The organism is Streptomyces sp. STR69, from assembly GCF_024519455.1.
In the GTDB taxonomy this organism is placed as follows: domain Bacteria; phylum Actinomycetota; class Actinomycetes; order Streptomycetales; family Streptomycetaceae; genus Streptomyces.
The window spans coordinates 114,221-140,163 of the sequence record NZ_JALJRY010000006.1; the positions used below are offsets into that span (position 1 = coordinate 114,221).

The following is a 25,943-nucleotide window of genomic DNA, read 5'->3' on the forward strand; positions in this document are numbered from 1 at the left end:
TGTGGTGACCGGTCCGCTGTCAGCCGGTGAAACCGGCCACGTTCTCCTTGGTGACCACCTTCACGGGCACCTTCACCGTCGTCTCCACCTTCTTGCCCTGAGCCGCGCGCAGCGCGTTGTCCACGGCGATTTTGCCCAACTGGCTCGGCTGCTGTGCCACGGACGCGTACAGCGTCCCCTGCTTCACCGCCGTCAGCCCGTCGGGCGTACCGTCGAAGCCTACGACCGAGACCGACTTGCCCGCCTTGGATCCGAGCGCCTTGATGGCGCCGAGGGCCATCTCGTCGTTGGCCGCGATGACGCCCTGGACGTCGGGGTGGGCCTGGAGCAGGTTCGACATCACGTCGAGGCCCTTGGTTCGGTCGAAGTCGGCGGGCTGCTGGGCGAGGACCTGGATGCCGGGATAGGCCTTCAGCCCCTTGGCGAAGCCCTCGGCCCGCTCACGCGCCGCCGAAGTACCCGCCTGGCCCTGGAGGATGACGATCTTGCCGCTGCCGCCCAGCTTCTCGGCGACGGTCTTCGCGGCGAGTTCACCACCGGCGATGTTGTCGGAGGCGACGAGGGTGTCCACGGCCGCCTTGTTGACGCCGCGGTCGACCGCGATCACCGGGATCTTCGCCTTGTCCGCGGCCTTCACGGAGTTGCCCGCCGCGTCCGAGTCCACCGGGTTGACGATGATCGCGTCGTAGTTCGAACTGGTGAAGTTCTGCAGCTGGTTGGCCTGTTGCGAGGCGTCGTTCTGCGCGTCGGTGACGGTCAGGTCCAGGCCCAGCTTCTTCGCCTCAGCCTGCGCACCGGCCCGGATCTGCACGAAGAACGGGTTGTTGAGCGTGGAGAGCGACAGACCGAGCTTGGGCTTCGACGTCGTGGAGGAGTCGTTGTGCAGGAAGGAGGTCGCGCCGACGATCGCGATGGTGACGACTGCGGCGAGGACGTACGTGGTCGCCTGCTTGCCCTTTCCGCCACCGCCACTGCCAACACCCGTACCGGCGACGGGAGTTGCCCCGGCCTTGCGGCGCACGGTGTCCAGCAGGACGGCCAGCGCGATGACGACACCGATGACGACCTGCTGCCAGAAGGCCGACACGGAAAGGAGGTTGAGGCCGTTGCGCAGCACCGCGAGGATCAGCGCGCCGATGAGCGTGCCGGACGCCTTGCCGGTGCCGCCCGCGAGGGAGGCGCCGCCGATGACGACCGCGGCGATCGCGTCCAGCTCGTAGCCGTCGGCGGCCTGCGGCTGCGCGGAGGAGAGCCGGGAGGCGAGGACGATGCCCGCGGCGGCGGCGAACACTCCGGACAGGGCGTAGATCGCGAGCTTCTGCTTGGAGACCCGCAACCCCGAGAGCCGCGCGGCCTCTTCGTTGCCGCCGATCGCGTACATGGACCGGCCGATGTACGTCCGCCCGAGGACGAAGGCGGCGATCAGCCCCATCACGATCATCACCAGGACCGGCACCGGCAGCCAGCCGCCGAGCGTGTCACCGAGGTGCGAGACCGAGTCCGGGAAGGCGATCGGGGAGCCCTGCGAGATCACCAGCGACAGCCCGCGCGCCACCGACAGCATCGCCAACGTCGCGATGAACGGCGGCAGTTTGCCGTAGGCGATGAGGAAACCGTTGACGAGACCGGCCGCGATGCCGGTGGCGATTGCCAGGACGACGGCGAGGAAGACCGGGACGCCGTGCTGGGTGGCGCTCCACGCGAGCACGGTGGCCGACAGGGCCGCCACCGAACCCACCGACAGGTCGATGCCCGCCGAGACGATCACGAAGGTGACGCCGAAGGCGAGGATGGCGGTGACGGCCGCCTGGACACCGACGTTGAGGAGGTTGTCGGTGGTGAGGAAGTCGCCGGAGAGCGCCGACATGGCGATGACGAGGACGATGAGCGCGGTCAACGCGCCGTTGTCCAGGAGCAGTCGGCGGATTCCCGAGGCGCCACTCGCGCCCGGCGTGCTCTTGAGCGTGTCAGTGGCCACGGTGGTCCTCCACAGCGGTAGTTGCTTGAGCGGTAGTCGCTTGGGTCGATGTGCTGGGTGTGCTGACGGCGAGTGCCATCACGGAGTCCTGCGTGGCCTGGTCGGCGGAGAGTTCGCCGGCGATGCGCCCCTGGGCCATGACGAGCACCCGGTCGCTCATGCCGAGGACTTCGGGCAGGTCACTGGAGATCATGAGTACGGCGGCACCGGCGGCCGTGAGTTCATTGATGAGTTGATAGATCTCGACCTTGGCGCCGACGTCGATCCCGCGCGTCGGCTCGTCGAGGATCAGCACCTTGGTGTCGGCGAGCAGCCACTTGCCGATGACGACCTTCTGCTGGTTGCCGCCGGACAACGTCCGTACCTGCTGGCCGAGTCCGGCCATCCGCACGCCCAGTTGCTCCGCGATCCGCGCGGCGGCTTCGCGCTGCCCCTTGAGGTCGACAAGACCACCCTTGGTGGCGGCCCGCATGGTGACGAGCCCGAGGTTCTCCTGCACGGACTGGTCGAGCACGAGCCCCTGCCCCTTGCGGTCCTCGGGCACGAGCCCGATCCCGGCGGTCATCGCCGCGTTGACGTCGTGCCCGCGCAGCGCGGAACCGCCGACCCTCACGGTCCCCTGGTCGTACGGGTCGGCCCCGAAGACAGCCCGTACGACTTCGGTACGACCCGCCCCGACGAGCCCGGCGATCCCGACGACCTCACCGGCCCGCACCTCGAAGCTGATGTCGTGGAAGACACCGTCCCGGGTGAGCCCCTCGACGGAGAGCAACGCGCCGCCGGTGTCGGCCCGTTCACGCGGATACTGCTGCTCGATGGACCGTCCGACCATGAGCCGTACGAGCTCGTCCTCGGGGGTGGAGGCAGGCACCTCCCCGACGGACCGCCCGTCCCGGATGACGGTGACGCGGTCCCCGAGGGCGGCGATCTCCTCCAGATGATGGGTGATGAAGACGATCCCGACGCCGTCGGCACGCAGTTGGCGCACGATGGAGAACAGCTTCTCGACCTCTTCCGAGGTGAGGACGGCGGTAGGTTCGTCCATGATCAAAACCCGCGCGTCGAGACTCAGCGCCTTGGCGATCTCGACCATCTGGAGCCGCGCGATACCGAGTTCACGCACACGGGCGCGCGGCGACACATGCACACCCACGCGCTCCAGCAGAACGGCGGCATCGGCCTCCATCCGCTTCCGGTCGATCATCCCCAGCCGACGCGGCTGCCGCCCCAGAAAAATATTCTCGGCGACCGTCAGATCGGGAACGAGGTTGAACTCCTGGTAGATGGTGGCGATCCCGAGATGCGCGGAGTCCTGCGCACTGTGGATACGCACCTCCTCGCCACCGACCACAATGCGGCCGCCGTCGGGACGGTAGGCACCGGAGAGCATCTTGATGAGGGTGCTCTTGCCGGCGCCGTTCTCACCGAGCAGCACATGGACCTCGCCCCGGCGCAGATCGAAGTCGACGCCGTCCAGCGCGACGACACCGGGGAAGGTCTTGCGGATGCCCTCGATGCGCAGCAACTCGTCGTCGTTGCTCACGACTTGCTCCTTCGAACAGTTCCAACAGTTCCAACAGTTCCGACAGGGGGTTGCGCGGGACCCGGCTCACCGCACGAGCGGCGCACGACGAGCCGGGCGGGAAGGGTGACCGACTCCGGCACCCGCCCCTCGATCCGGTCGACCAGGGCGCGGACGGCGGCCCGCCCCAACTCGGGCGTCGGCTGGGCGATCGCGGTGATCGGCGGATCGGTGTGCACGAACCACCGGATGTCGTCGAACGCGGCCAACGCGAGGTCCTCGGGAACCCGCAGCCCACGCGCGCGTACGGCGTCCAGGGCGCCGAGCGCCATCAGGTTGTCGGTGGCGAAGACGACCTCGGGCGGCTCGGGCAGATCGAGGAAGCCCTCGGTGACCTGCCGCCCGCTCTCGGCCTGGAAGTCGCCCTGCCCGATGTAGGCGTCGGGGAGCGGAATCCCGTACTCGGCGAGCGCGTCCCGGAAGGCGGCGACGCGCTCACTGCCGGTGGTCGTGGCGGCGGGGCCCGCGATGATGGCGAGCCTGCGATGCCCGAGCCCGTGCAGATGCGCGACGAGATCCCGGATGGCGGCCCGCCCGTCGGCCCGCACGACGGGCACGTCCAGCCCCGGGATCCACCGGTCGACGAACACCATGGGGGTGCCTGCGCGGGCGGCGTCCAGCATGCCGGGGGAGCCGCCGTCGGTGGGAGAGAGGAGCAGTCCGTCGATACGGCGGTCCAGCAGCGTCCGTACGTGGTGGTCCTGGAGTTCGGGCCGCTCGTCGGCGTTACCGATGATCACGCTGTAACCGAGCGCGCGGGCCTCCTCCTCGACGGAGCGGGCCAACTCGGTGAAGTAAGGGTTCAGCACGTCGCTGATGACCAGCCCGAGGGTGCGGGTCTGATCGGTGCGCAGCGACCGGGCGACGGCGTTCGGACGGTAGTCCAGCGCCTCTACGGCGGTCCGCACACGCGTGCGTGCGTCGTCACTGACCGACGGATGGTCGTTCAGGACCCGCGACACCGTGGCCACGGAAACCCCGGCCTCGGCAGCGACGTCCTTGATGCTCGCCATCGCCGTTCCACCTCCTCGTGGAATCGATTACACGGAGGATTGGAATCGATTACATGCGAGTTAACAAGGGGGTGTGACCGGATCGTGATGAAGGGGGTCGGACCGGTTCGCGGGGTGGGTGTGCTGGGTGGTGGCGGTGCGCGAGGATCCTCGGCGTCGGGAGGGGTGCGGCTTGGAAAGTGTGACACTCGGTGCTGAAGTGTCACACTTTTGTGGAGAGGGTCCCGGTGGTCGCCTCAAGTCGAGGCGAGCTCGCACCACACGAGTTTCCCCGGATTGCCGTTCCGGGACAGCGGCTGCCAGCCCCACTGGTCGGCGCAGGCCCGGACCAGCGCGAGGCCGCGCCCGTCCTCCGCCTCGCCGAGTTCCTCCAACGCCCTTGGCGGCTCCGGCGGTTGGGGGTCGGTGTCCCAGGCCCCGAGTCGCAACACCCCCGCGGACCAGCCCACCCGCAGCGCGGCGGACCCTTTCGTGTGCTGTACGGCGTTGGCGATCAGCTCCGTAGCGAGCAGCTCGGCGGTGTCCGCCAGCCGGATCAGGCCGTGCATGGTGAGGATCAGCCGGAGGGTGCGGCGGCTGACGGTGACGGCGCGCAGGTCGTTCGGGACGTGAAGACAGTACTCCCAGGGTGCGGGCGGGTTTTCGGGCATGCGTCAACTCCGGTTCGGCGGTGGGGACTTCGGAGGACTGCGGGATGTCGCGGGCGGTGGCAGTGCCACAGCCGTCGTGGCAGGACGGAGTGGTGCGCTTCCGGTGTCCCGGGTTTTCCGTAGCGTGTGCGTCGCGTCACTGACGGTAGGTCTTATTCTTCATGTTCTGCAAGCGGGTCGCGTAATCTAACCCCGAACGAGTCGCGCCCACAGGCGTGTTGAGCCAAGGAGCAGTCGATGGCGCTGAGGCGCGAACCAACAGCACGTCAGATGCGCCTGGCGGTCGAACTCCGCAGACTCCGCGACGCGGCGGGCCTCGCCGCCCGCGACGCGGCGGCGCTGCTCGGAGTGAGCCCCGTCCAGATCAGCCATATCGAATCCGCTCTTGCGGGCGTGAGCGAGAAGCGTCTGCGCCGCCTTGCGTCCCACTACGTATGCACGGACGAGGCGTTCGTCGATGCCCTGGTCGCCCTCGCGACCGACCGGACGCGCGGTTGGTGGGAGGAGTACCGAGGGGCACTACCCACCCCTTTCCTCGACCTCGCCGAACTGGAGCACCATGCCACGTTCCTGCGAGAGGTCCAGTTCCTGTTCATCCCTGGCCCGCTTCAGACAGAGGGCTACGCTCGCGCCGTCTACGCCTACCGCGTCCCGGAACTCCCGGACGAGGAACTTGAGTCGCGCGTCCGTCATCGGATGCAGCGCAAGGTAATCCTCGAAGGCCCCAACCCCACCCCGTACGAGGTGGTCGTCCACGAGGCGGCGCTGCGCATCATGGTGGGAAATCGCGCCGCCTCACGAGTCCAGCTCGCCCGTCTTGTCGAACTTTCCGAAGCCGACCACGTCACCGTGCGCGTCATCCCCTTCGAAATGGAGGAGTTCGCCGGCGCTGCGAGCGCCATGACTTATGCGGGAGGCCTCGTGCCCAAGCTGGACACCGTTGTACGCGATGCGCCCCACGGCGCGGCCTTCATCGACTCCGAAGCCCAACTGGGCGCCTTTCGAACGCTTTTCCGTAAAGTGGAGACTGCATCGCTCGACCCTGAACGGTCGCGCGACTTTATCCACAAGTTGGCGAAGGAGCTGTGAGGCACCCCATGGGCACCCCCGACAACTGGAGGAAGTCGTCCTACTCGGGCCCCGGTGACGGAGACTCCTGCGTGGAGATCGCCAACCGCCCCACCCGCACAGCCATACGCGACTCCAAGACCCCGGCCCGAGCCACCCTCACCTTCCCGGCCCCCGCCTTCACCGCCTTCGTCGAAGCTCTGAAACGGCAACCTCACCCCTGACTTCCAGGACCGCTGTCCGACTCAGTCCAAGGACGACAACGCACTCGCTATCAGGGAACGCGCCGTTGCTCCCCTCACGGCCCCCTGAGAGAGCCGTTCAAAGGCTCGGGTGTACAGCTCCACCTGGCTCGGCTGCGTGAGCGCGGAAGCGGCGTCCAGTGTGTCCGCGTGCACCCTGGTGTCGTCGAAGATCGTGAAGGTCGGCATGGGCCACACAGTCCGTTGCGCCGAAAACGGAACGATGCCCACCGCGACGTTCTGGAGATCCATGACCCCGAGCAGATGGCCGAGTTGCGCCGCCATGGTCTCGGCGCTGCAGAGCCGGTATCGCAACACCGACTCTTCCAGTACGAACGAGAACCGCCGGGAGCCGTTGCCCAGCACGGAGTTACGCCTCATGCGGGCCGCCACCGCAGCACTCACGTCGTCCGGGGTCCCCCGGAAGTCCGCGATGGAGGACAAGAGTGCGGTGGCGTATCCGGGTGTCTGAAGGAATCCGGGGACGACGTCGGACACGTAGACGCGGAACTTCCTGGTCTGTTGGTACAGGTCGACCACGGACTCCTGCAGGAGACGGAGACCGCTGCGCTGGAGTCGCCTCCACTGCACATGGGCGTCGGCGGACTGCCTGTTCGCCGCGATCAGATCGGGCGCCTGATCTTCAGCGGCGCAGGCTCGACACCACGCTGTGATGTCCGCGTCGGAGGGAGGGGTCCTGGCGTTCTCGATCCGGGACGACTTCGACTCCGACCAGCCGCACCTGACAGCCAGCTCCCGGCCGCTGATCCCGGCATCCTTCCGCATCTCACGCAGCTGGCCGGCGAGGCCTTCGCGTGCCTTCTGGACATTGGAAGAGGGATGCGGGGGCATGGAACTGGCTTTCGTCAGATCTTGTACAGGTGGTGCGGTGTCGCGCGCTCCCAGACTGTCTCGAAGGCGGTCGAGCACAGTTTCACGGCCTCCGGGTCTGCCGTGAACTCATCCTCGACCACCGCTCCGTCACCAGAGAAGTGGTGTACGCGGAGCAGTGCCCCATCGAACAGCCAGAAGTCGTTTCCGGGAAGGGGGATGTTCGTGGCCCGTCGTCGCGGCAGCCACCGAACCTCCTCACCCGCCGTGACGTTGGCCTGAGTGACGTAGTGCTCCCAGCGGATGTAGTCCGATGCGGGTTCGGAGACCACCCGTGCCCGGCGGATCGTGATGCCGCGGGCAGTCGCGTCCGTGATCGACTGGTAGAAGGGATGCCACCAGGCGTCACGATCCGCCCAGTTGATCCGCTCACCCCGCTTCCACGCCTCGAACCGGTCCGTCGAGGCGTAGGAGTCGCGCAGCTCCAGGTGGAAGGCTGACCGCTCGCAACGGCCAAGCAGCTCAGCGAAGCTGGGCACGCTCGACGGCATCGCACGCCTCCCTGATCATCGGGATCATCCGAGCCGGAATCCTGACGATGGCCTCACTGACCGGCACCCGGCCCTTCGCGGGGCTGCTTGTCTCGCACTCCGCCTGGGTCTTGGCGTTCGGCTTCCACCCCTGCAACAAGATCTCCTGCGCTTCCGCGTCCGCCCACACCGTGGGGCAGTGGTCCAGGTCGGTGTCGGGGTCGATTCCAACGAACTCTACGGCCATGGTCGGCTCCTGGGTTCGAGTGCTTGCTGAGACTTGCACCAGCCTCACTGAACTGCGGATACAGCGTCAATAGCGCTGTCAGCCATGCCAATTGACATGCAAGTCGGTGCAAGTTCGTGGAGTGTCACGCCCATGACTTCCTACGGTCGTCTCCTCCACCCGGAACGGCATTCGGCATTGGAGGAACACCATGCAGACCGAAACGCGGACGGCAGCTCACCGTCCTTGGGGTCTTCGCCGACTCGGGCCGTACCCGAACACAGTGAAGATGCCGTTCACCACGGTCATGGTCGATCCGGACACACAGGTCGGCATCTTCCATGACGCCGACGGCCAGGTCGTCGAGATGGGCAAGCACGGCACCAGTTCCGCCACCTCGACGACCACCGTCACCAACCTGGACTCGCGCAACGACCAGGGTTCCGACCAGGATTCACAGCAGGACTGACACGCATGACCGAGACCGACGGGCCCGTCCTCGTGGCCACCGAACCGCTCGACCTGACCGCCGACATGGTGATCGCCGAACTCAACCGCAAGGGTGTTGAAGTGGTCCGCTTCAACCCTGCCGACATCGGCACCGACTTGGCGGTATCGGCCCGGTTCGGTGGCCTCCCGGCCCCCGTGGTCGGGCAGCTCCGCACCCAGTCGAGAACCGTCGCCCTGGAGCACGCACGGGCGGTGTACTGGCGTCGCCCCGGCTGGCCAACCTTCGCGCACCTGGAGGCCGCGGACGCCCGTTACGCCGCCGCGCAGGTGCGTTATGGGCTCGGCGGCATTCTGTACGCCCTCGACGGTCCCCTGTGGGTGAACCACCCCCTCCGGGACGCGGCTGCCGACTACAAGCCCGCCCAACTCGCCGTCGCCCAGCGACTGGGGCTGACCGTCCCACCCACCTTGGTCACCAACGACCCTCACAAAGCACGCCAGTTCATCGCGGCGCACGGTCCGGTCGTCGCCAAGACGCTGCGATGGACGCCGTACGAGCGTGACGGGGTCCCCATGACCTCGTGGGCGGAGCCGGTGGTCACCGACGAGATCGACAACACCCTTCGCACTGCCCCTCACCTGTTCCAGGTCCGTGTCGAGAAGGTCGCCGACCTACGGGTGTTGGTCGTCGGCCGCCGCGTCTTCGGCGTCCGGATCGACTCCGGCCTGTTGGACTGGCGCACGGATTACGACGCGCTCTCGTACGCCGTCGTCGGTCTCCCCGGACGCTTGGTGAAGGCGCTGCACGATGTCCTGGACCACTTCGGACTCGCCTCCGGATCCTTCGACATTGCTGTGGACGGCGACGGTGAATTCCACTGGCTGGAGCTGAACCCGAACGGCCAATGGGGCTGGCTGGAGGAGAAGACCGGCCTGGAGATGGCCGCCGCATTCGCAGATCTGCTGATCCGAGGAGAACCTGATGGACACCGCCCCTGAGCGCCGTGCGCTCGCCGACCGGCTGACAGTGTCCGGTGTGCTGCGGCCGGAGTCGCCGTGGCGGCCGGCCGTCGAAGCGGTACCGCGCGAACTCTTCCTGAATCCAGGGGTGTTCCTGCCGGCCGACGGCGGACTCTGGCAGCCGGTGACCGCGCTCGGCACGCCACCGGAGGAGTGGTCCCGGATCGCCTACCGCGACGAGTCGCTGGTCACACAGCTCGACGGCCATCTCACCGCCGACCAGTCAACCGGACCCGTGACCGGCGTCCCCACGTCGTCCTCCACCACGCCCACCACAGTCATCGGCATGCTCGAACAACTCGACGTCGCCGACGACGATTCCGTCCTCGAAATCGGCACCGGTACCGGCTACTCCGGCGCCCTCATGTGCCACCGCCTCGGCGAGGACAACGTGACCACGGTCGAGGTCGACCCCCAAGTGGCCGCCCGCGCGGATGCGGCTCTGGAAGTGGCCGGGCACTCCACGTGGACGGTCACCGGTGACGGATTGCTCGGCCACCCGACCCGAGCACCCTATGACCGGGTCATCGCCACCTGCGCGGTACGGCGCATCCCGTACACCTGGGTACGCCAGACCAGGCCCGGCGGGATCATCCTCGCCACGGTCGGCTCCTGGCTGTACGGCACGGGCCTCGCCAAGGTCCGCGTGAACGACGGCGGTTCGGCAGAGGGACAGATCATCGGCCGCTCCTCCTTCATGCACGCTCGTGCACAGGCCCTGCCCCCGTTGGCCGGTGACTTGTCGGCCCGCACCGCCTACGCGGACGCCGAGCGCCCCACCAAGACATCGCCCCTGCTGCTGGAGGAGTGGATGCCTGGCTTCCTGGCCCAACTCGCCGTTCCTGGCGCACAATTCGTACGTGCGACGGCCGGTGACGGCATCGAGAACCTCTATCTCCTCGACGCCGAGCGGGAGTCGTTCGCCGCGTTCACCGAGGACACCGAGGGCTGGACGGTCCGCCAGGGCGGCCCCATGGCTCTGTGGGACGCGGTCGAGGAGACTCTGGCCGCCTGGCAGAACGCCGGCAGCCCCGACATCGCGAGCGTCCGCCTCCACATCACCAAAGAGGCGCACACCTACTGGATCGGCGACCAGCAAGCCCTCCGGTGGGAGCACCCCCTCCGCCGCCTCCCCTGAGCGCTGTCACACCCTCCCGGTACGGTCGACCCATGTCCAACCAGCCGACGAATCCGGGGAACCCCACAGGCGAGCGGCACCTCGCCGTCCTCGAAGGTGTCCTGGAGCGGATCACCTACGCCAACGAGGACAACGGCTACACGGTCGCCCGTGTCGACACCGGCCGCGGCGGCGGCGATCTCCTCACCGTCGTAGGCTCACTCCTCGGTGCCCAGGCCGGTGAGTCCCTGCGGATGGAGGGGCGTTGGGGGTCGCACCCGCAGTACGGCAAGCAGTTCACCGTGGAGAACTACACGACGGTCCTCCCCGCCACCATCCAGGGCATCCGCCGCTACCTCGGCTCCGGCCTCGTCAAGGGCATCGGACCCGTCTTCGCCGACCGCATCACCCAGCACTTCGGCATGGACACCCTCCAGATCATCGAGGAGGAGCCCAAGCGCCTCATCGAGGTCCCGGGGCTCGGGCCCAAGCGGACCAAGAAGATCACCGAGGCCTGGGAGGAACAGAAGGCGATCAAGGAGGTCATGCTCTTCCTCCAGACCGTCGAGGTGTCGACCTCGATCGCGGTGCGGATCTACAAGAAGTACGGCGACGCGTCCATCTCCGTCGTCAAGAATCAGCCCTACCGCCTCGCCTCCGACGTCTGGGGCATCGGCTTCCTCACCGCCGACAAGATCGCCCAGTCCGTCGGGATTCCCCACGACAGTCCGGAGCGCGTCAAGGCGGGGCTCCAGTACGCCCTCTCCCAGGCCACCGACCAGGGCAACTGCTATCTCCCCGAGGAGCGGCTCATCGCCGACGCGGTGAAGCTGTTGCAGGTCGACACCGGTCTCGTCATCGAGTGCCTCGCCGAACTCGCCCTCCCGGACGAGGAGTCGGGGGGCGATCCCGGTGTCGTACGCGAAAAGGTCCCCGGCCCGGACGGCGACTCCGAACCCGTCACCGCCGTCTACCTCGTCCCCTTCCACCGCGCCGAACTCTCCCTCGCCGCCCAGCTCCGCCGCCTGCTGCACACGACCGCGGACCGTATGCCCGGCTTCCACGACGTGGCCTGGGACAAGGCGTTGGACTGGCTGAAGGGCAAGACGGGCGTGGAGCTCGCACCCGAGCAAGAAGCCGCCGTCCGGCTCGCGTTGACCAAGAAGGTCGCCGTACTCACCGGTGGGCCCGGCTGCGGGAAGTCCTTCACGGTTCGCTCGATCGTCGAACTCGCCCGCGCCAAGAAGGCCAAGGTCGTCCTCGCCGCCCCAACCGGCCGTGCCGCCAAGCGACTTGCCGAACTCACCGGCGCCGACGCCTCAACCGTCCACCGGCTGCTGGAGCTGAAGCCCGGGGGCGATGCCGCCTACGACAAGGACCGGCCCCTGGACGCCGATCTGGTCGTGGTCGACGAGGCCTCCATGCTCGACCTCCTCCTCGCCAACAAGCTCGTCAAGGCCGTGCCCCCGGGCGCCCATCTCCTCTTCGTCGGCGATGTGGACCAACTCCCCAGCGTCGGCGCCGGTGAGGTGCTGCGGGACATGCTGGCCGAGGGTGGTCCGATCCCCGCCGTGCGTCTCACGCGCGTGTTCCGGCAGGCCCAGCAGTCCGGCGTGATCACCAACGCGCACCGGATCAACTCCGGGCAGCATCCGGTCACCGACGGCATGAAGGACTTCTTCCTCTTCGTCGAGGACGACACGGAGGAGGTCGGCCGGCTCACCGTGGACGTGGTGGCGCGCCGAATTCCGGCCAAGTTCGGGCTCGACCCGCGCCGCGACGTGCAGGTGCTCGCGCCCATGCACCGGGGACCGGCGGGCGCGGGCAATCTCAACGGGCTGTTGCAGCAGGCGATCACGCCCGGCCGGCCCGACCTCGCCGAGAGGCGGTTCGGCGGCCGGGTCTTCCGGGTCGGCGACAAGGTCACCCAGATCCGCAACAACTACGAGAAGGGCGAGAACGGCGTCTTCAACGGCACGGTCGGCGTCGTCACCTCACTCGACCCGGTGGACCAGCGCCTCACCGTGCTGACGGACGAGGACGAGGAGGTTCCGTACGAATTCGATGAACTGGACGAGTTGGCGCACGCGTATGCGGTGACAATTCACCGTTCGCAGGGGAGTGAATATCCGGCCGTCGTGATCCCGGTCACCACGAGCGCGTGGACGATGCTTCAGCGGAACCTGCTGTATACGGCCGTGACCCGGGCCAAACAGCTGGTCGTGCTGGTCGGATCGCGCAAGGCGATCGGACAGGCCGTGCGTACGGTGTCGGCGGGGCGGCGCTGCACGGCACTGGACTTCCGACTGACCGTAAAAAATGATCGATCAAATGAGTCGTGAAGGTCACACAGCACTTCCAGATGCCGGGGTGGAGGGGGCAGGATGAGGAGGTTGGCGGCACTGAGTGCCGCCAATAGGCCCAATGGTCGACCCCGAGTGCACTCTCCTGCGCCAAATGGGGGATGGTAGAGACAGTCAGGGCAACCTCGAAGAAGAGGCACAACGTCGGTGAGGGATGACGTGAGCGACAACTCTGTAGTACTGCGGTTCGGCGACGGCGAGTACACCTACCCGGTGATCGACAGCACCGTCGGCGACAAGGGCTTCGACATCGGGAAGCTCCGTGCCCAGACCGGTCTGGTGACGCTGGACAGCGGTTATGGGAACACCGCCGCCTATAAATCCGCCATCACCTACCTCGACGGTGAGCAGGGCATCCTCCGGTACCGCGGCTACCCGATCGAGCAGCTGGCCGAGCGCTCCACGTTCGTGGAGGTCGCCTACCTGCTCATCAACGGCGAGCTGCCTACCGTCGACGAGCTCACCGTGTTCAAGAACGACATCACGCAGCACACCCTGCTGCACGAGGACGTCAAGAACTTCTACAAGGGCTTCCCGCGCGACGCCCACCCGATGGCGATGCTGTCGTCGGTCGTCTCGGCGCTGTCCACCTTCTACCAGGACAGCCACAACCCGTTCGACGAGAAGCAGCGCAACCTCTCCACGATCCGGCTGCTCGCCAAGCTTCCGACGATCGCGGCGTACGCGTACAAGAAGTCGATCGGCCACCCGTTCGTCTACCCGCGCAACGACCTCGGCTACGTCGAGAACTTCCTGCGCATGACCTTCTCGGTCCCCGCCCAGGAGTACGACCTCGACCCGGTCGTCGTCTCCGCGCTCGACAAGCTGCTCATCCTGCACGCGGACCACGAGCAGAACTGTTCGACCTCCACGGTCCGCCTCGTCGGCTCCTCGCAGGCCAACATGTTCGCCTCGATCTCGGCCGGCATCAACGCGCTGTGGGGCCCGCTGCACGGCGGTGCCAACCAGTCGGTCCTGGAGATGCTGGAGGGCATCCAGGCCAACGGCGGCGATGTCGACTCCTTCATCCGCAAGGTGAAGAACAAGGAGGACGGCGTCCGCCTGATGGGCTTCGGCCACCGGGTGTACAAGTCCTTCGACCCGCGCGCCAAGATCATCAAGGCCGCCGCGCACGACGTCCTCTCGGCCCTCGGCAAGTCCGACGAGCTGCTGGACATCGCGCTCAAGCTCGAAGGGCACGCGCTGTCCGACGACTACTTCGTCTCGCGCAACCTCTACCCGAACGTCGACTTCTACACCGGCCTGATCTACCGGGCCATGGGCTTCCCGGCCGAGATGTTCACGGTCCTGTTCGCCCTGGGCCGCCTCCCGGGCTGGATCGCCCAGTGGCACGAGATGATCAAGGAGCCCGGATCTCGTATCGGGCGCCCGCGTCAGATCTACACGGGTGTTGTCGAGCGGGACTTCGTGCCGGTCGAGGGTCGCTGAAGCGAACAGCTCCGCTGGGTCCGTTGTGCGTTTGCTGCGGGCCCAGCGGGGGCTGGTCGCGCAGTTCCCCGCGCCCCTAAAGCCCAAAACGCCGGTGTTGCAGCAGCCGCCTCTTTGACTCCCTCGCCTCACGTCGGCGAGTGAGCCGAAGGGTCGAGCACGATCGGGCTCTCGACACAGGCTTCTGCGCCCCGGAGGCGAACCGAGCCTTAAAAAGAGGTGGGAAGAAGGCGCCCTGCCGACGGTCCCCCCACGGGCCGGCGTACAGGGCGCCTTCCCATGTCCCGGTGCGGATTCCCCCCACGGGATCCGGCCGGGCGCCTGTGAGAACCAGCGCCTGAATCGCTGTCGTGCCGAAGCCCGATGAAACTGGGCTTCGTTGAACTGAGCAGAACGAGCAAAACTCCTCGTACTACTGGGTGGAACCAGTGATGTGTGCGATCTGCCGGGACACCGCACGACGGGAGGGCCGCTCAAAGCTCCCCGGTGTACGTGTCCCGGCAACGCATCTCTGAGGAAGTCCCCCAAGACATCCTCAGATGCCAGTTCGCGCCCCCCAAGACGCTTACTGACATCGTCAACTTAGACCTTCGAACCCCTTCGATGGTTACGTTCACATCACTGTGATCTGCGTCTCTTGCATATGTCCGTTAGATGCGCAAGAGCCCCGATGTCGCGGTCGGGACCCCAGCGTAAGGATGATGCGCGAGGCTTGTGAAGAGCTTATGTGAGGCCGTCGTCGGTCTCTAGAGGGACTCTTACTTCAGCTTCCCGTAACTCCCGGTAACTTTGCGGAACTTCAGCGAAATGTCCTAAGTCGCAGGCTGTTGGAGACCACGAACGCCGAGGAGAAGGCCATCGCGGCCCCCGCGATCATGGGGTTCAGCATGCCCGCGGCGGCCAGCGGAAGCGCCGCCACATTGTATCCAAAGGCCCATACGAGATTGCCCTTGATGGTGCCGAGCGTCCTCCGGGACAGCCGGATCGCGTCCGCGGCCACCCGCAGGTCCCCGCGCACCAGCGTCAGATCGCTCGCCTCGATCGCCGCGTCCGTCCCGGTGCCCATCGCGAGCCCCAGGTCGGCGGCGGCGAGCGCGGCGGCGTCGTTGACCCCGTCGCCCACCATCGCGACGGTCCGCCCCTCGCCCTGCAGCCGTCGTACGACGTCGACTTTGTCCTCGGGCAGCACCTCGGCGATGACGTCCCCGGGGGAGATCCCGACGGCGGCGGCCACGGCGTCCGCCACCGCGCGGTTGTCGCCGGTCAGCAGCACCGGGGTGAGCCCGAGGGCCCGCAGCTCGCGCACGGCCTCGGCGCTGGTCTCCTTGACCGCGTCCGCGACCGCGACGACCCCGCGCGCCACTCCGTCCCAGCCGACCACCACGGCCGTACGACCGCGGCTCTCGGCCTCGGAGGCGGCTCGGGCCAACTCCTCGGGGAGGGTGTCGTAGAGGCGCCCCACGGCCACCTCACGGCCCTCCACGCACCCGCGCACGCCACGCCCCGGCACGTTCTCGAAGTGCTCGGCCGACGGCAGCGGGCCCACCCGCTCCTCCGCGCCCGCCGCGACGGCCCGCGCGACGGGGTGCTCGGAGGCGTGCTCCAGGGCGCCCGCGAGCCGCAGCAACTCGTGCTCGTCGGTGCCTTCGGCCACGTGGACCTCCTGGAGGGTCATGCGGCCGGTGGTGATCGTGCCGGTCTTGTCGAGGACGACGGTGTCGACGCGGCGGGTGGACTCCAGGACCTCGGGGCCCTTGATCAGGATGCCCAGTTGGGCGCCGCGGCCGGTGCCGACCATGAGGGCCGTCGGGGTGGCCAGGCCCAGTGCGCACGGGCAGGCGATGATCAGCACGGCGACAGCCGCGGTGAACGCGGCGGCCGTGTCGCCGGTGACCGCGAGCCACACTCCGAAGGTGCCGAGCGCGATCAGCAGCACCACCGGCACGAAGATCCCGGAGATCCGGTCGGCGAGCCGCTGCACCTCGGCCTTGCCGTTCTGCGCGTCCTCCACCAGCCGCGCCATGCGCGCGAGTTGGGTGTCCGAACCGACCCGGCTCGCCGCTACGACCAGTCGCCCGCCGGCGTTGACCGTCGCGCCGGTGACCGTGTCACCCGGTGCCACGTCCACCGGTACCGATTCGCCGGTCAGCATCGACGCGTCGACCGCCGAGACGCCCTCGACGACGGTGCCGTCGGTCGCGATCTTCTCCCCGGGCCGTACGACGAAACGGTCCCCGACCGCCAACTCGCCGACCGGGAGCCGTACTTCACGACCGTCCCGCAGGACCGCGACGTCCTTGGCGCCCAACTCCATGAGCGCGCGCAGGGCCGCGCCCGCCCGCCGCTTGGAGCGGGCCTCCAGATAGCGGCCCAGCAGGATCAACGCGACGACTCCGGCGGCCACTTCGAGGTAGATCGTCGAGGCGCCGTCCGTGCGCGAGACGGTGAGACGGAACTCGTCGTGCATGCCGGCCATGCCCGCGTCGCCCCAGAACAGCGCCCACAGCGACCAGCCGAACGCGGCCAGCGTGCCGACCGAGACGAGGGTGTCCATGGTGGCGGCGCCGTGCCGGGCGTTGGTGAACGCGGCCTTGTGGAACGGGAGTCCGCCCCAGACGACGACCGGTGCGGCGAGGGTGAGCGCGAGCCACTGCCAGTTGTCGAACTGCAGGGCCGGGACCATCGAGAGCAGCACGACGGGCAGCGCGAGGACGGCGGAGACGGTCAACCGCTCGCGCAGGGAGGCGAGTTCGGGATCGTCGCCATGGGGCTGTGGCTCCGGCTGCGGCGGTGCGGGTTCCTCGGCGGTGTACCCGGTCTTCACCACGGTCGCGATGAGGTCGGCGACCTGGATGCCCGCCGGGTAGCTGACTTTCGCCTTCTCCGTCGCGTAGTTGACGGTGGCGCTGACGCCGTCCATGCGGTTGAGCTTCTTCTCGACGCGGGCCGCGCAGGAGGCGCAGGTCATCCCGCCGATGAGCAGCTCGACCTCGGCCGCTTCGGGGGCGGGGGCCATGGGTGTGTCTGTGGTGGTGCCGATCGCGGTGGTGCTGGTCATGTCCGGACTCCAGACATCGGACCGGACCGCACGGAGCCAGTATCAGCTGGTCGGCACGGCCCGGTCGGAGAGAACAAGAAGTTTGGTGCCGGTGCTGATTCAGGCCTGGCCGACGAGCTCGAAGCCGGCCTCGTCGACGGCCGCGCGGACGGCCTCGGCGTCGAGCGGGGCGGTGGATACGACGGTGACCTCGCCGGTCGACGCGACGGCCTTCACCGAGCTGACGCCGGGCAGCTCGGAGATCTCGCCGGAGACGGAGCCCTCGCAGTGTCCGCAGCTCATCCCGCTCACCTTGTAGACGGTGGTGACGGAACCCTGGGTGTCGGTCTGGGCGCTCATGTCGTTCTCCTCATGGAGGCGTGTGGAGGCAGCTGGGGTCGGAGTGGCCCACGGTGGCTTGCTCTGGAGTCCAGGGTATACCCCTAGGGGGTATTTCTCCAAGAGGGATCGCGGCGGGCCAGCGACCTCACCCAGCCGATGCCGAGCAGTGCCACGAGTGCCATCCCGCCCAGCGAGAACATCGTGAAGAGGTGCTCCTGCTGGTCGGTCGGCCGGGGGATGAACCCCTGGGCGAACAAGTGCCGGTCCAGGCCCGCGCCCGACAGCCGTGCCACCAGCCAGATCGCGATGCCGTGGGTCGAGTCCCACAGGGCGTGCAGCACCGAGACGCCGAGATACGTTCCGACGACCGGGCCGGTGAAGTGGAAGCGGCCGTTCAGCTGTCGGTAGGAGAGCAGGACCGCACCCGCGACCGCCGTCCACAGGCCGTGCCCGAAGGGGGCGAGGACCCCGCGCAGGATCTCGGTCTCCAGGAGTGCCCGCAGATCGATGCCCTTGGTGGAGACGGCCGCGTTGAAGGCGTACCCGGCGCTCTCCAGGGCCGCGAAACCGAAGCCGACCGTCGCGCCGAGCACCAGTCCCGCGCGGATCCCGTGCAGCCGGGGCTGCCGGCGCAGCACGAACATCAGCGCCCCGAGCTTCGCGGCCTCCTCGATCAGCCCGACGCCGACGAACATCCCCAGGGAGGGATGCAGCAGGTAGTACTCCATCACCGAGGCGCCCAGCACCCCGAGCGTGCCACCGGTCAGGAAGCAGCCCAGGATCACGCTGACGCCCAGATCGCGCCCGTGCCGCTCGTACGCCCACAGGACGAAGGTCACCGGCACCAGGAAGCTGCCGAGCAGGATCAGCGTCGGCAGCAGCGTGGTGTTCCGCGTCGTGTACGTGACCAGCGCGGTCAGGGCCCACAGCGCCAGCCCGCCGCCCAGACAGTGCTTCCACAGGCCGGTGCGGATCTGGGGGTACGTGGGTGGCGGCTGCTGCGGCCCGGGGATACGGGCCCGGGGCGCGCCCGGCGGCGGAGAGTAGGTCACGGCAAATCCCCTCGTACTTCTACAGGGCAGATTTACCGGCACTTTATGGTAGATACGCCTCATGTCGCAGTCCGGGAAGCTCGTCCCGATCAGGGCCGTCGCCGTACCGGCACCCCTGCCGGCCTACGGGACCGGCCGGTGGCTCCCGGTCCCGCTGGTCGTCTTCGAGATCCTGCCGGGCATCCTCGTAGGGCCGGACGTACTCGGCCGGGCGGGCGACGGACAGGTGATCGACACCCTGTCCGACCTCGGTGCGTGAACGGTTCGGTCCGGGCGGAGGAGGAGAAGACCCACCTAGGGGCGCGACCAACCACAACGCACCCCCGGACGAAAACGGCGATGGGAGCCTGAATGAAAGCGGTGGTGTTCGAGCAATACGGTGACCCCGCCGACGTACGAGACGTACCCGACCCCCACCCCGCAGCCCACGGAGTGACAGTCCGGGTCCGGGCCACCGGCCTCTGCCGCAGCGACTGGCACGGCTGGCAGGGCCACGACCCCGACATCACGCTCCCGCACGTACCGGGCCACGAACTCGCAGGTGTCGTGGAGGAGGTCGGCGCCCGGGTGACCGGCTGGCGCCCCGGCGACCGAGTCACCGTCCCGTTCGTGTGCGCCTGCGGAACCTGCGAGGCATGCGCGGCCGGCGACCAGCAGGTCTGCGCGCGGCAGACCCAGCCCGGCTTCACGCACTGGGGCTCCTTCGCCCAGTACGTGGCACTGGACCACGCCGACGTGAACCTGGTCGCGATCCCCGACGGGATGTCCTTCGCGACGGCGGCCTCGCTCGGCTGCCGGTTCGCGACGGCGTTCCGCGCGGTGGTGCAGCGGGGCAGGGTCGCAGCGGGGGAGTGGGTCGCGGTGCACGGCTGCGGCGGGGTCGGCCTGTCGGCGGTGATGATCGCGGCGGCCTCGGGCGCGAGGGTCGTCGCCGTCGACATCTCGCCCCAAGCACTGGACCTGGCAAGGAAGTTCGGGGCGGCGGAGTGCGTGGACGGCGCGAGCACCCCGGACACGGCGGCGGCGGTCCGTGAGCTGACGGGCGGCGGCGCCCACCTCTCCCTGGACGCCCTGGGCTCACCGGCGACCTGCGCCGCCTCGGTGAACGGCCTGCGCCGCCGGGGCCGCCACATCCAGGTGGGCCTGCTCCCCTCTCCCTCCGGTACGACCCCGGTCCCGATGGCCCGTGCGATCGGCCTGGAACTCGAACTCCTCGGCAGCCACGGCATGGCGGCCCACACCTACCCGCCCATGCTGGAACTGGTCCGGTCCGGAGTTCTCCGCCCCGACCTCCTGACCACCTCCACGATCACTCTGGACGAGACCCCGGCCGCCCTCGCGGCGATGGGCACGGCACCCGGGGCGGGGGTGACGGTCATCGAGCCGTGGCGGTGAGGGCGGCCCACTCGTGGTCGAGGATCGCCATGAGCACGTCGTCGACCCACTCCCCGTCCCGCAACTGGGCCTCGCGCCGCACACCTTCGACCACGAACCCGACCTTCTCGTACACCCGCCGGGCCCGGTGGTTGTGGCCGTAGACCTCCAACTGGATCCGGTGCAGGCCGAGTTGCTCGAAGGCGTAGCCGACGATCAGGCGGGTCGCCTCCGTGCCGATGCCCCGGCCGCGGCCCCGGGGGCCGATGAGGGTGCGGAAGGTGCAGCTGCGGGCGGTGGGATCCCACTCGTGGAGGACGACCTCGCCGAGGAGTTCACCGGTGGCGGGGTCGGTCACGGCGAGGTCGAGGCGGTCGGGTTGGTCGGCCCGGGTCGCGTACCAGGACCGCAGCCGCTCCGGTGTCAGCTCGGTCGACGGCTCGAAGGTGTAGTGGACGATCTCCGGGTCCTGGATCAACTCCCGGATGCCGTCGGCGTCGGACTCGGTGAACGGGCGGAGGACGGTCTTCTCGCCGGTGAGGACGGGTTTGACGGAGAGGTTCATCCGGGGATCCTCGGCGGCGGTCGGTCGTGCGGGCAAGCGAATTGCCGCGCCCGCAGGCACGGCCGAAGAGACCGACGCGGCACCGGACACCCGGTACCGCGCCGGCTCGGGTCAGTCCTCCCTGCGCCCCCGGTTGCCCGGCCGGGCGGCCACCCAGGCCCGGACCGTGTCGGCGTACCAGTAGGGCTTGCCGCTCTCCACGTGGTCGGGCGGGGGCAGCAGGCCGTGCTTGCGGTAGGAGCGGACGGTGTCGGGCTGGACCCGGATGTGAGCCGCGATTTCCTTGTACGACCAGAGCCGTCGGTCGGTCATCAGTGCACCTCCCTGCGCGCGCCGCGGCGGCGGCCGGGGGCGGCCGTCGGGGGAGCCGTGCGCTGCGCTGGCGATCACAAAGCCTGTGCCCGGTCAACGACACAGAGTGAGGATGAGGAAGTGCCTGTGGTTCGGGTGTGACCCAAGACCCGCGTACACGCGACATGTGTGACGTGAGGGGGGCTTTTGTGACACAGGTGACGCAAAGGCGCACGCGGGCGTGGTGGCGCGGCGCGTTGACACCCGCGAGCCGCATCCCGCGACAGCGCCCCGAAAGGGGTGCGGGGAACTGCGCGAGCAACCACGGCGGACCCGCACCCGACGAACAACCGGTCCCACCCCCCCGTCTCGTCCGAATGTCTGGACAAAACATTGACAGGGCTCGGGCCACGGGACTACAAACCGTGGAGAGCCGAAATGAAGGGGAAGTCGATGGCGTACGACCTGATCACCATGGGGCGGCTAGGGGTGGACCTCTATCCGCTGCAGACGGGCGTGCCGCTGCCCCAGGTGACGACCTTCGGGAAGTTCCTCGGCGGCTCCGCGGCGAACGTCGCCGTCGCCGCCGCCCGGCTGGGCCGCGAGGTCGCCCTGGTCTCGCGCACCGGCGACGACCCCTTCGGCACCTACCTGCACGAGGCGCTGCGCGACTTCGGCGTCGACGACCGCTGGGTCACCCCGGTCCCCGGCCTGCCGACCCCGGTCACGTTCTGCGAGATCTTCCCGCCGGACGACTTCCCGCTGTACTTCTACCGGCAGCCCAAGGCCCCGGACCTGGAGATCGACGCCCACGAGCTCGACCTGGACGCGATCCACGCGGCCCGGATCTTCTGGATCACCGGCACGGGCCTGAGCGAGGAGCCCAGCCGTACGGCCACGCTCGCGGCCCTCGCGCACCGCGCCAAGTCCGGTACGACGGTCTTCGACCTCGACTGGCGGCCGGCGTTTTGGAAAGACGCAGCCTGGAAGGACCCGAGCGAGGCCCGCCCGTTCTACGAGGAGGCCCTGCGCCACACCACCGTCGCGGTCGGCAACCTCGACGAGGTGGAGGTCGCCACCGGCGTGCGCGAGCCGCATGCCGCCGCCCGCGCGCTGCTGGACGCCGGCGTCGAACTCGCCGTGGTGAAGCAGGGCCCCAAGGGCGTCCTCGCGGTCAACCGGGACGGCGAGTCGGCCGAGGTGCCCCCGCTGCCCGTGAACGTCCTCAACGGACTCGGTGCCGGTGACGCCTTCGGCGGCTCGCTCTGCCACGGCCTGCTGGCCGGCTGGGACCTGGAGAAGATCATGCGGCACGCCAACGCTGCCGGGGCGATCGTCGCCTCCCGCCTGGAGTGCTCGTCCGCGATGCCCACGGTCGCCGAGGTCGAGAGCGCGGTCGCGGCCGGAGCGGTCCTGTGAGGGCCGGCCGCGTGGCGGGCGCCGAGCACGAACGCGAAGGCGGGGACGGAAACAGGGACGGGGACGGCGTGACGCACGCGCATGTGGGCCACGAGGGCGGCGACGGCCTCACCGGTCACGAAGGCGGCTCCGGCAACTCCGGTCCCGCCGACAACTCCGGACCCTCCGGTCACGACAGTGGCCCCGGCCCCCGCGTGGACATCTCCGAACTCGTCCGCGTCCGCGCCCGCCACCCCGAGGCGATAGCCGAGGCCGCCGCCCGCCGCATCCGGCGCCCCCTTCTCAACGACGCCGGTCGGCTGATGATCGTCGCCGCCGACCACCCGGCCCGCGGTGCGCTCGGTGTCGGCGACCGCAAGCTCGCCATGGCCAACCGCGCCGAACTGCTCGAACGCCTCTGCCTGGCGCTGTCCCGGCCCGGCGTCGACGGTGTGCTCGCGACCGCCGACATCCTGGACGACCTGCTCCTCCTCGGCGCCCTCGACGGCAAGGTCGTCATGGGCTCGATGAACCGCGGCGGCCTCCAGGGCGCCCGCTTCGAACTCGACGACCGCTTCACCGGCCACCGCGCCGAGGACATCGAGCGGCTCCGCTTCGACGCGGGCAAGCTGCTGCTGCGCATCGACTACGACGACCCGGGCTCCCTCACCACCCTGGAGTCCACCGCCCGCGCCATCGACGACATGGCCGCGCGCCGACTCCCGCTGTTCGTCGAGCCGTTCATCAGCCGCCGCACCGACGAGGGCAAGCTGAAGAACGATCTCTCCGCCGAGGCCGTCATCAAGTCCATCGCCATCTCCTCGGGCCTGGGCGGCACTTCGGCCTACACCTGGCTCAAGCTCCCGGTCACCGAGAACCCGGACGACATGGCCCAGGTGATGGAGACCTCCACCCTCCCCGCCGTCCTCCTCGGCGGCGAGGTCGGCGACGACCAGGACGGCGCCTACGAGAAGTGGCGCGGCGCCCTCCAACTCCCCACCGTGCGGGGCCTGGTGGTCGGCCGTTCGCTGCTCTATCCGCCGGACGGAGATGTGGCCGCCGCCGTCGACACCGCCGTGGGCCTGCTGTGAGGGCCGGCTTATGACGGCCGCCGGTGACGGGCAGCGGATCGTGCGTCCGCTCAGCGGTGGATGTACCGTGCGATTTACGGACCAAAAGGTCCAACTCCCGGGCGGGGAAAGCATGTTCGCCCGGACACAGAACGCCTCCGGCGCGGGAGGCCGCTTCGCCCTGGCAGGAGCGAAGTGCGAGCGACGACTCCCCGCTCGCTACGGCCCCGCGCCGGAGGTCTCCAACACGGCCGATCACCCTGCGTGTTGGAGCATGCGCACTGAGGTTCACGGCCTCGGGCATCGAGTCGGACGGGGTCGCGGAGCCGTACCGGAGTTGCGGATCAGCTTGCACCCGGAACACACGGAGGAACACCGATGACCTCAACGACGAGGCTCACGGTCGCACAGGCGCTCGTACGCTTCCTGTCCGCCCAGTACACCGAACGCGACGGCGTACGGCGGCGGTTGATCAGTGCGACCTGGGGCATCTTCGGCCACGGCAACGTGGCCGGGCTCGGCCAGGCGCTCATCGAGTACGCCACCGTGCCCGGCGGGGAGACACCCCCCGCCTCACCGGTCATGCCGTACCACCAGGGCCGTAACGAACAAGCCATGGTGCACGCGGCGGTCGGCTACGCGCGGCAGTCGAACCGGCTGTCCGCGCACGCCGTCACGACCTCCATCGGCCCCGGCGCCACCAACCTCGTCACCGGCGCCGCGCTCGCCACGATCAACCACCTCCCGGTCCTGCTCCTCCCCGGCGACACCTTCGCCACCCGGGTCGCCGACCCGGTGCTCCAGCAGCTCGAAGTCCCGTACGCGGGCGATGTGTCGGTCAACGACTGTCTGCGCCCGGTGTCGAGGTACTTCGACCGGATCACCCGCCCCGAAGCGCTGATCCCCGCCGCCCTGCACGCCATGCGCGTCCTCGCCGATCCCGTCGAGACCGGGGCGGTAACTCTCGCTCTCCCGCAGGACGTTCAGGCCGAGGCGTACGACTGGCCGGACGAGTTCTTCGCCGAACGCACCTGGTACGTACGGCGACCGGCCGCCGACCCGGCCGAACTCGCCGAAGCGGTAAGGGCAGTTCGGGCCGCGAAGCGACCCCTGATCGTCGCGGGCGGCGGAGTCCACCACAGCCGGGCCGAGGCCGCCCTCGCCGAGTTCGCGTCGGCCACCGGCATTCCGGTCGCCTCCACCCAGGCCGGCAAGGGCTCCCTGAACCACGACCACCCGCAGGACGTCGGCGGCATCGGCCACACCGGCACCGCGACCGCCGACGAACTCGCCCGCCTGGCCGACCTGGTGATCGGTATCGGCACCCGCTACACCGACTTCACCACCGCCTCCCACACCCTCTTCGAACGCCCCGGCGTCCGCTTCCTCAACCTCAACATCGCCCCGTACGACGGCCACAAGCTCGCCGGACAGCCGCTGATCGCCGACGCCCGCGGCGGGCTGACCGCGCTGGCAAAGGAGTTGGGCCGCCACGGCCACCGGGTCGACGCGTCGTACATCGCCGAGTACCGCGAGGACAAGGAGCGTTGGGAACAGCGCGTCGACGCCTGCTACGAGGCCGACGAGCCCGACGTACGCCCCACACAGCCCCAGGTCCTGGGCGCACTCGACGAGATCGTCGACGAGTCGGACATCATCGTCAACGCGGCCGGCTCGCTCCCCGGCGATCTGCACAAGCTGTGGCGGACGCGGTCGTGCGACCAGTACCACCTGGAGTACGGCTACTCCTGCATGGGCTACGAGATCCCGGCCGCCATCGGCGTCAAGCTGGCCGCCCCGGACCGGCCGGTGTGGGCGCTGGTCGGCGACGGCACCTATCTGATGATGCCGACGGAGATCGTGACCGCCGTACAAGAAGGCATCGCGATCAAGGTGCTGCTGATACAGAACCACGGGTACGCGTCCATAGGCGGCCTGTCGGAGTCGGTGGGCGCCGAGCGGTTCGGCACCGCGTACCGCTACCAGGCCGACGACGGCACCTACACCGGCGCCCCGCTGCCCGTCGACCTCGCCGCCAACGCGGCCAGCCTCGGCATGCGCGTGCTGCGCGCGAAGACCGTCCGTGACCTGCGCGCGGCGCTCGCCGAGGCGCGGGCCGCGGACACTCCCACTTGTGTCTACGTGGAGACCGAAACCGCAGACACTGTGTCGGGCGCGCCTCCGGCGCAGGCCTGGTGGGATGTTCCTGTGGCCGAGACCGCGGCCCGATCGTCCGCGGTGAAGGCACGAGAGCTGTACGAACGGCACGTCACCACCCGACGCCGCCATCTGTGA

23 protein-coding genes and 2 pseudogenes are annotated in these 25,943 nt (G+C 68.9%); 13 read left to right on the plus strand and 12 right to left on the minus strand.

Annotation, left to right across the window (positions count from 1 at the left end; translation table 11 throughout):
- Nucleotides 1-19: 19 nt before the first annotated feature.
- The 4 genes from OC490_RS12845 to OC490_RS12860 all read right to left on the minus strand — a co-directional run bounded on the left by OC490_RS12845 (nucleotide 20) and on the right by OC490_RS12860 (nucleotide 5,223).
- Nucleotides 20-1,978, minus strand: a complete 1,959-nt coding sequence (locus tag OC490_RS12845; protein ID WP_262058030.1) for a substrate-binding domain-containing protein — start codon at nucleotides 1,976-1,978, stop codon at nucleotides 20-22.
- Nucleotides 1,968-3,521 carry a sugar ABC transporter ATP-binding protein gene (locus tag OC490_RS12850; RefSeq protein WP_262058031.1) on the minus strand — a complete coding sequence of 518 codons (1,554 nt, stop codon included), beginning with the start codon at nucleotides 3,519-3,521 and terminating at the stop codon, nucleotides 1,968-1,970. The genes OC490_RS12845 and OC490_RS12850 overlap by 11 nt, the downstream gene beginning before the upstream one ends.
- The gene (locus tag OC490_RS12855; protein ID WP_262058032.1) at nucleotides 3,518-4,573 is read right to left on the minus strand and encodes a LacI family DNA-binding transcriptional regulator; all 1,056 of its coding nucleotides are present in this window, start codon (nucleotides 4,571-4,573) and stop codon (nucleotides 3,518-3,520) included. The genes OC490_RS12850 and OC490_RS12855 overlap by 4 nt, the downstream gene beginning before the upstream one ends.
- A 236-nt stretch (nucleotides 4,574-4,809) precedes the next feature.
- Entirely contained in the window at nucleotides 4,810-5,223 is a 414-nt protein-coding gene (locus OC490_RS12860) for an ATP-binding protein (protein ID WP_262058033.1), read from the minus strand.
- A gap of 237 nt (nucleotides 5,224-5,460) precedes the next feature.
- Here OC490_RS12860 and OC490_RS12865 point away from each other — a divergent pair, with 237 nt between their 5' ends.
- Together OC490_RS12865 and OC490_RS12870 are read left to right on the plus strand one after the other, a co-directional pair.
- Nucleotides 5,461-6,312 carry a DUF5753 domain-containing protein gene (locus OC490_RS12865; protein ID WP_262058034.1) on the plus strand — a complete coding sequence of 284 codons (852 nt, stop codon included), beginning with the start codon at nucleotides 5,461-5,463 and terminating at the stop codon, nucleotides 6,310-6,312.
- A gap of 8 nt (nucleotides 6,313-6,320) precedes the next feature.
- Entirely contained in the window at nucleotides 6,321-6,515 is a 195-nt protein-coding gene (locus OC490_RS12870; RefSeq protein WP_262058035.1) for a DUF397 domain-containing protein, read from the plus strand.
- Nucleotides 6,516-6,536: 21 nt separating this feature from the next.
- On the opposite strand, the gene OC490_RS12875 is transcribed toward OC490_RS12870, so the two are convergent.
- The 3 genes from OC490_RS12875 to OC490_RS12885 are packed head-to-tail and all read right to left on the minus strand — an operon-like array spanning nucleotide 6,537 to nucleotide 8,141.
- Entirely contained in the window at nucleotides 6,537-7,385 is an 849-nt protein-coding gene (locus OC490_RS12875; protein ID WP_262058036.1) for a helix-turn-helix domain-containing protein, read from the minus strand.
- Nucleotides 7,386-7,399: 14 nt separating this feature from the next.
- Entirely contained in the window at nucleotides 7,400-7,915 is a 516-nt protein-coding gene (locus OC490_RS12880) for a DUF6879 family protein (protein WP_262058037.1), read from the minus strand.
- Nucleotides 7,887-8,141: a hypothetical protein gene (locus OC490_RS12885; RefSeq protein ID WP_262058038.1), complete on the minus strand. Its 255-nt coding sequence runs from the start codon at nucleotides 8,139-8,141 to the stop codon at nucleotides 7,887-7,889. The genes OC490_RS12880 and OC490_RS12885 overlap by 29 nt, the downstream gene beginning before the upstream one ends.
- A gap of 190 nt (nucleotides 8,142-8,331) precedes the next feature.
- Here OC490_RS12885 and tgmA point away from each other — a divergent pair, with 190 nt between their 5' ends.
- The 5 genes from tgmA (at nucleotide 8,332) to OC490_RS12910 (ending at nucleotide 14,519) form a co-directional block, all read left to right on the plus strand.
- Nucleotides 8,332-8,589, plus strand: coding sequence for a putative ATP-grasp-modified RiPP (gene tgmA / locus OC490_RS12890; RefSeq protein ID WP_262058039.1), 258 nt, complete (start codon nucleotides 8,332-8,334; stop codon nucleotides 8,587-8,589).
- Nucleotides 8,590-8,594: 5 nt separating this feature from the next.
- Nucleotides 8,595-9,569 carry an ATP-grasp ribosomal peptide maturase gene (gene tgmB, locus OC490_RS12895; RefSeq protein WP_262058040.1) on the plus strand — a complete coding sequence of 325 codons (975 nt, stop codon included), beginning with the start codon at nucleotides 8,595-8,597 and terminating at the stop codon, nucleotides 9,567-9,569.
- Nucleotides 9,553-10,728, plus strand: a complete 1,176-nt coding sequence (gene tgmC, locus OC490_RS12900; RefSeq protein WP_262058041.1) for an ATP-grasp peptide maturase system methyltransferase — start codon at nucleotides 9,553-9,555, stop codon at nucleotides 10,726-10,728. The genes tgmB and tgmC overlap by 17 nt, the downstream gene beginning before the upstream one ends.
- Before the next feature lie 32 nt (nucleotides 10,729-10,760).
- Nucleotides 10,761-13,049 (plus strand): ATP-dependent RecD-like DNA helicase, encoded by a 2,289-nt coding sequence (locus OC490_RS12905; RefSeq protein WP_262058042.1) that lies wholly within the window; start codon nucleotides 10,761-10,763, stop codon nucleotides 13,047-13,049.
- Nucleotides 13,050-13,229: 180 nt separating this feature from the next.
- Nucleotides 13,230-14,519, plus strand: a complete 1,290-nt coding sequence (locus OC490_RS12910; RefSeq protein ID WP_262058043.1) for a citrate synthase — start codon at nucleotides 13,230-13,232, stop codon at nucleotides 14,517-14,519.
- 799 nt (nucleotides 14,520-15,318) lie between these two features.
- Here OC490_RS12910 and OC490_RS12915 read toward each other — a convergent pair.
- The 3 genes from OC490_RS12915 to OC490_RS12925 all read right to left on the minus strand — a co-directional run bounded on the left by OC490_RS12915 (nucleotide 15,319) and on the right by OC490_RS12925 (nucleotide 18,950).
- Entirely contained in the window at nucleotides 15,319-17,577 is a 2,259-nt protein-coding gene (locus tag OC490_RS12915; protein ID WP_262058044.1) for a heavy metal translocating P-type ATPase, read from the minus strand.
- A gap of 99 nt (nucleotides 17,578-17,676) precedes the next feature.
- Nucleotides 17,677-17,916 carry a heavy-metal-associated domain-containing protein gene (locus OC490_RS12920; RefSeq protein ID WP_019065713.1) on the minus strand — a complete coding sequence of 80 codons (240 nt, stop codon included), beginning with the start codon at nucleotides 17,914-17,916 and terminating at the stop codon, nucleotides 17,677-17,679.
- A gap of 83 nt (nucleotides 17,917-17,999) precedes the next feature.
- Nucleotides 18,000-18,950 (minus strand): PrsW family intramembrane metalloprotease, encoded by a 951-nt coding sequence (locus tag OC490_RS12925; RefSeq protein ID WP_262058045.1) that lies wholly within the window; start codon nucleotides 18,948-18,950, stop codon nucleotides 18,000-18,002.
- A 61-nt stretch (nucleotides 18,951-19,011) separates the two neighbouring features.
- Between OC490_RS12925 and OC490_RS12930 the strand changes: the two are divergent.
- A pseudogene (locus tag OC490_RS12930) lies at nucleotides 19,012-19,203 on the plus strand (cation:proton antiporter); the annotation flags it as partial.
- 98 nt (nucleotides 19,204-19,301) lie between these two features.
- Nucleotides 19,302-20,345 (plus strand): zinc-dependent alcohol dehydrogenase family protein, encoded by a 1,044-nt coding sequence (locus tag OC490_RS12935; protein ID WP_262058046.1) that lies wholly within the window; start codon nucleotides 19,302-19,304, stop codon nucleotides 20,343-20,345.
- Here OC490_RS12935 and OC490_RS12940 read toward each other — a convergent pair.
- Together OC490_RS12940 and OC490_RS12945 are read right to left on the minus strand one after the other, a co-directional pair.
- The gene (locus OC490_RS12940) at nucleotides 20,326-20,889 is read right to left on the minus strand and encodes a GNAT family N-acetyltransferase (protein ID WP_262058047.1); all 564 of its coding nucleotides are present in this window, start codon (nucleotides 20,887-20,889) and stop codon (nucleotides 20,326-20,328) included. The two genes, OC490_RS12935 and OC490_RS12940, sit on opposite strands and share 20 nt — an antisense overlap.
- Nucleotides 20,890-21,000: 111 nt before the next feature.
- Nucleotides 21,001-21,201, minus strand: coding sequence for a helix-turn-helix transcriptional regulator (locus OC490_RS12945; RefSeq protein ID WP_200711938.1), 201 nt, complete (start codon nucleotides 21,199-21,201; stop codon nucleotides 21,001-21,003).
- Nucleotides 21,202-21,633: 432 nt separating this feature from the next.
- Here OC490_RS12945 and iolC point away from each other — a divergent pair, with 432 nt between their 5' ends.
- The 4 genes and pseudogenes from iolC (at nucleotide 21,634) to iolD (ending at nucleotide 25,943) form a co-directional block, all read left to right on the plus strand.
- On the plus strand, nucleotides 21,634-22,599 hold the full coding sequence (gene iolC / locus OC490_RS12950) for a 5-dehydro-2-deoxygluconokinase (protein WP_262058256.1): 966 nt from the start codon (nucleotides 21,634-21,636) through the stop codon (nucleotides 22,597-22,599).
- Complete coding sequence (locus OC490_RS12955; protein WP_410098612.1) at nucleotides 22,596-23,669, plus strand: deoxyribose-phosphate aldolase; 1,074 nt, start codon at nucleotides 22,596-22,598, stop codon at nucleotides 23,667-23,669. Before iolC ends, OC490_RS12955 begins: the two co-directional genes overlap by 4 nt.
- Nucleotides 23,614-23,889, plus strand: a pseudogene (locus OC490_RS12960) (5-deoxy-glucuronate isomerase); the annotation flags it as partial. The gene OC490_RS12955 and the pseudogene OC490_RS12960, both read left to right, overlap by 56 nt.
- A gap of 137 nt (nucleotides 23,890-24,026) precedes the next feature.
- Nucleotides 24,027-25,943 (plus strand): 3D-(3,5/4)-trihydroxycyclohexane-1,2-dione acylhydrolase (decyclizing), encoded by a 1,917-nt coding sequence (iolD, locus tag OC490_RS12965; RefSeq protein WP_262058048.1) that lies wholly within the window; start codon nucleotides 24,027-24,029, stop codon nucleotides 25,941-25,943.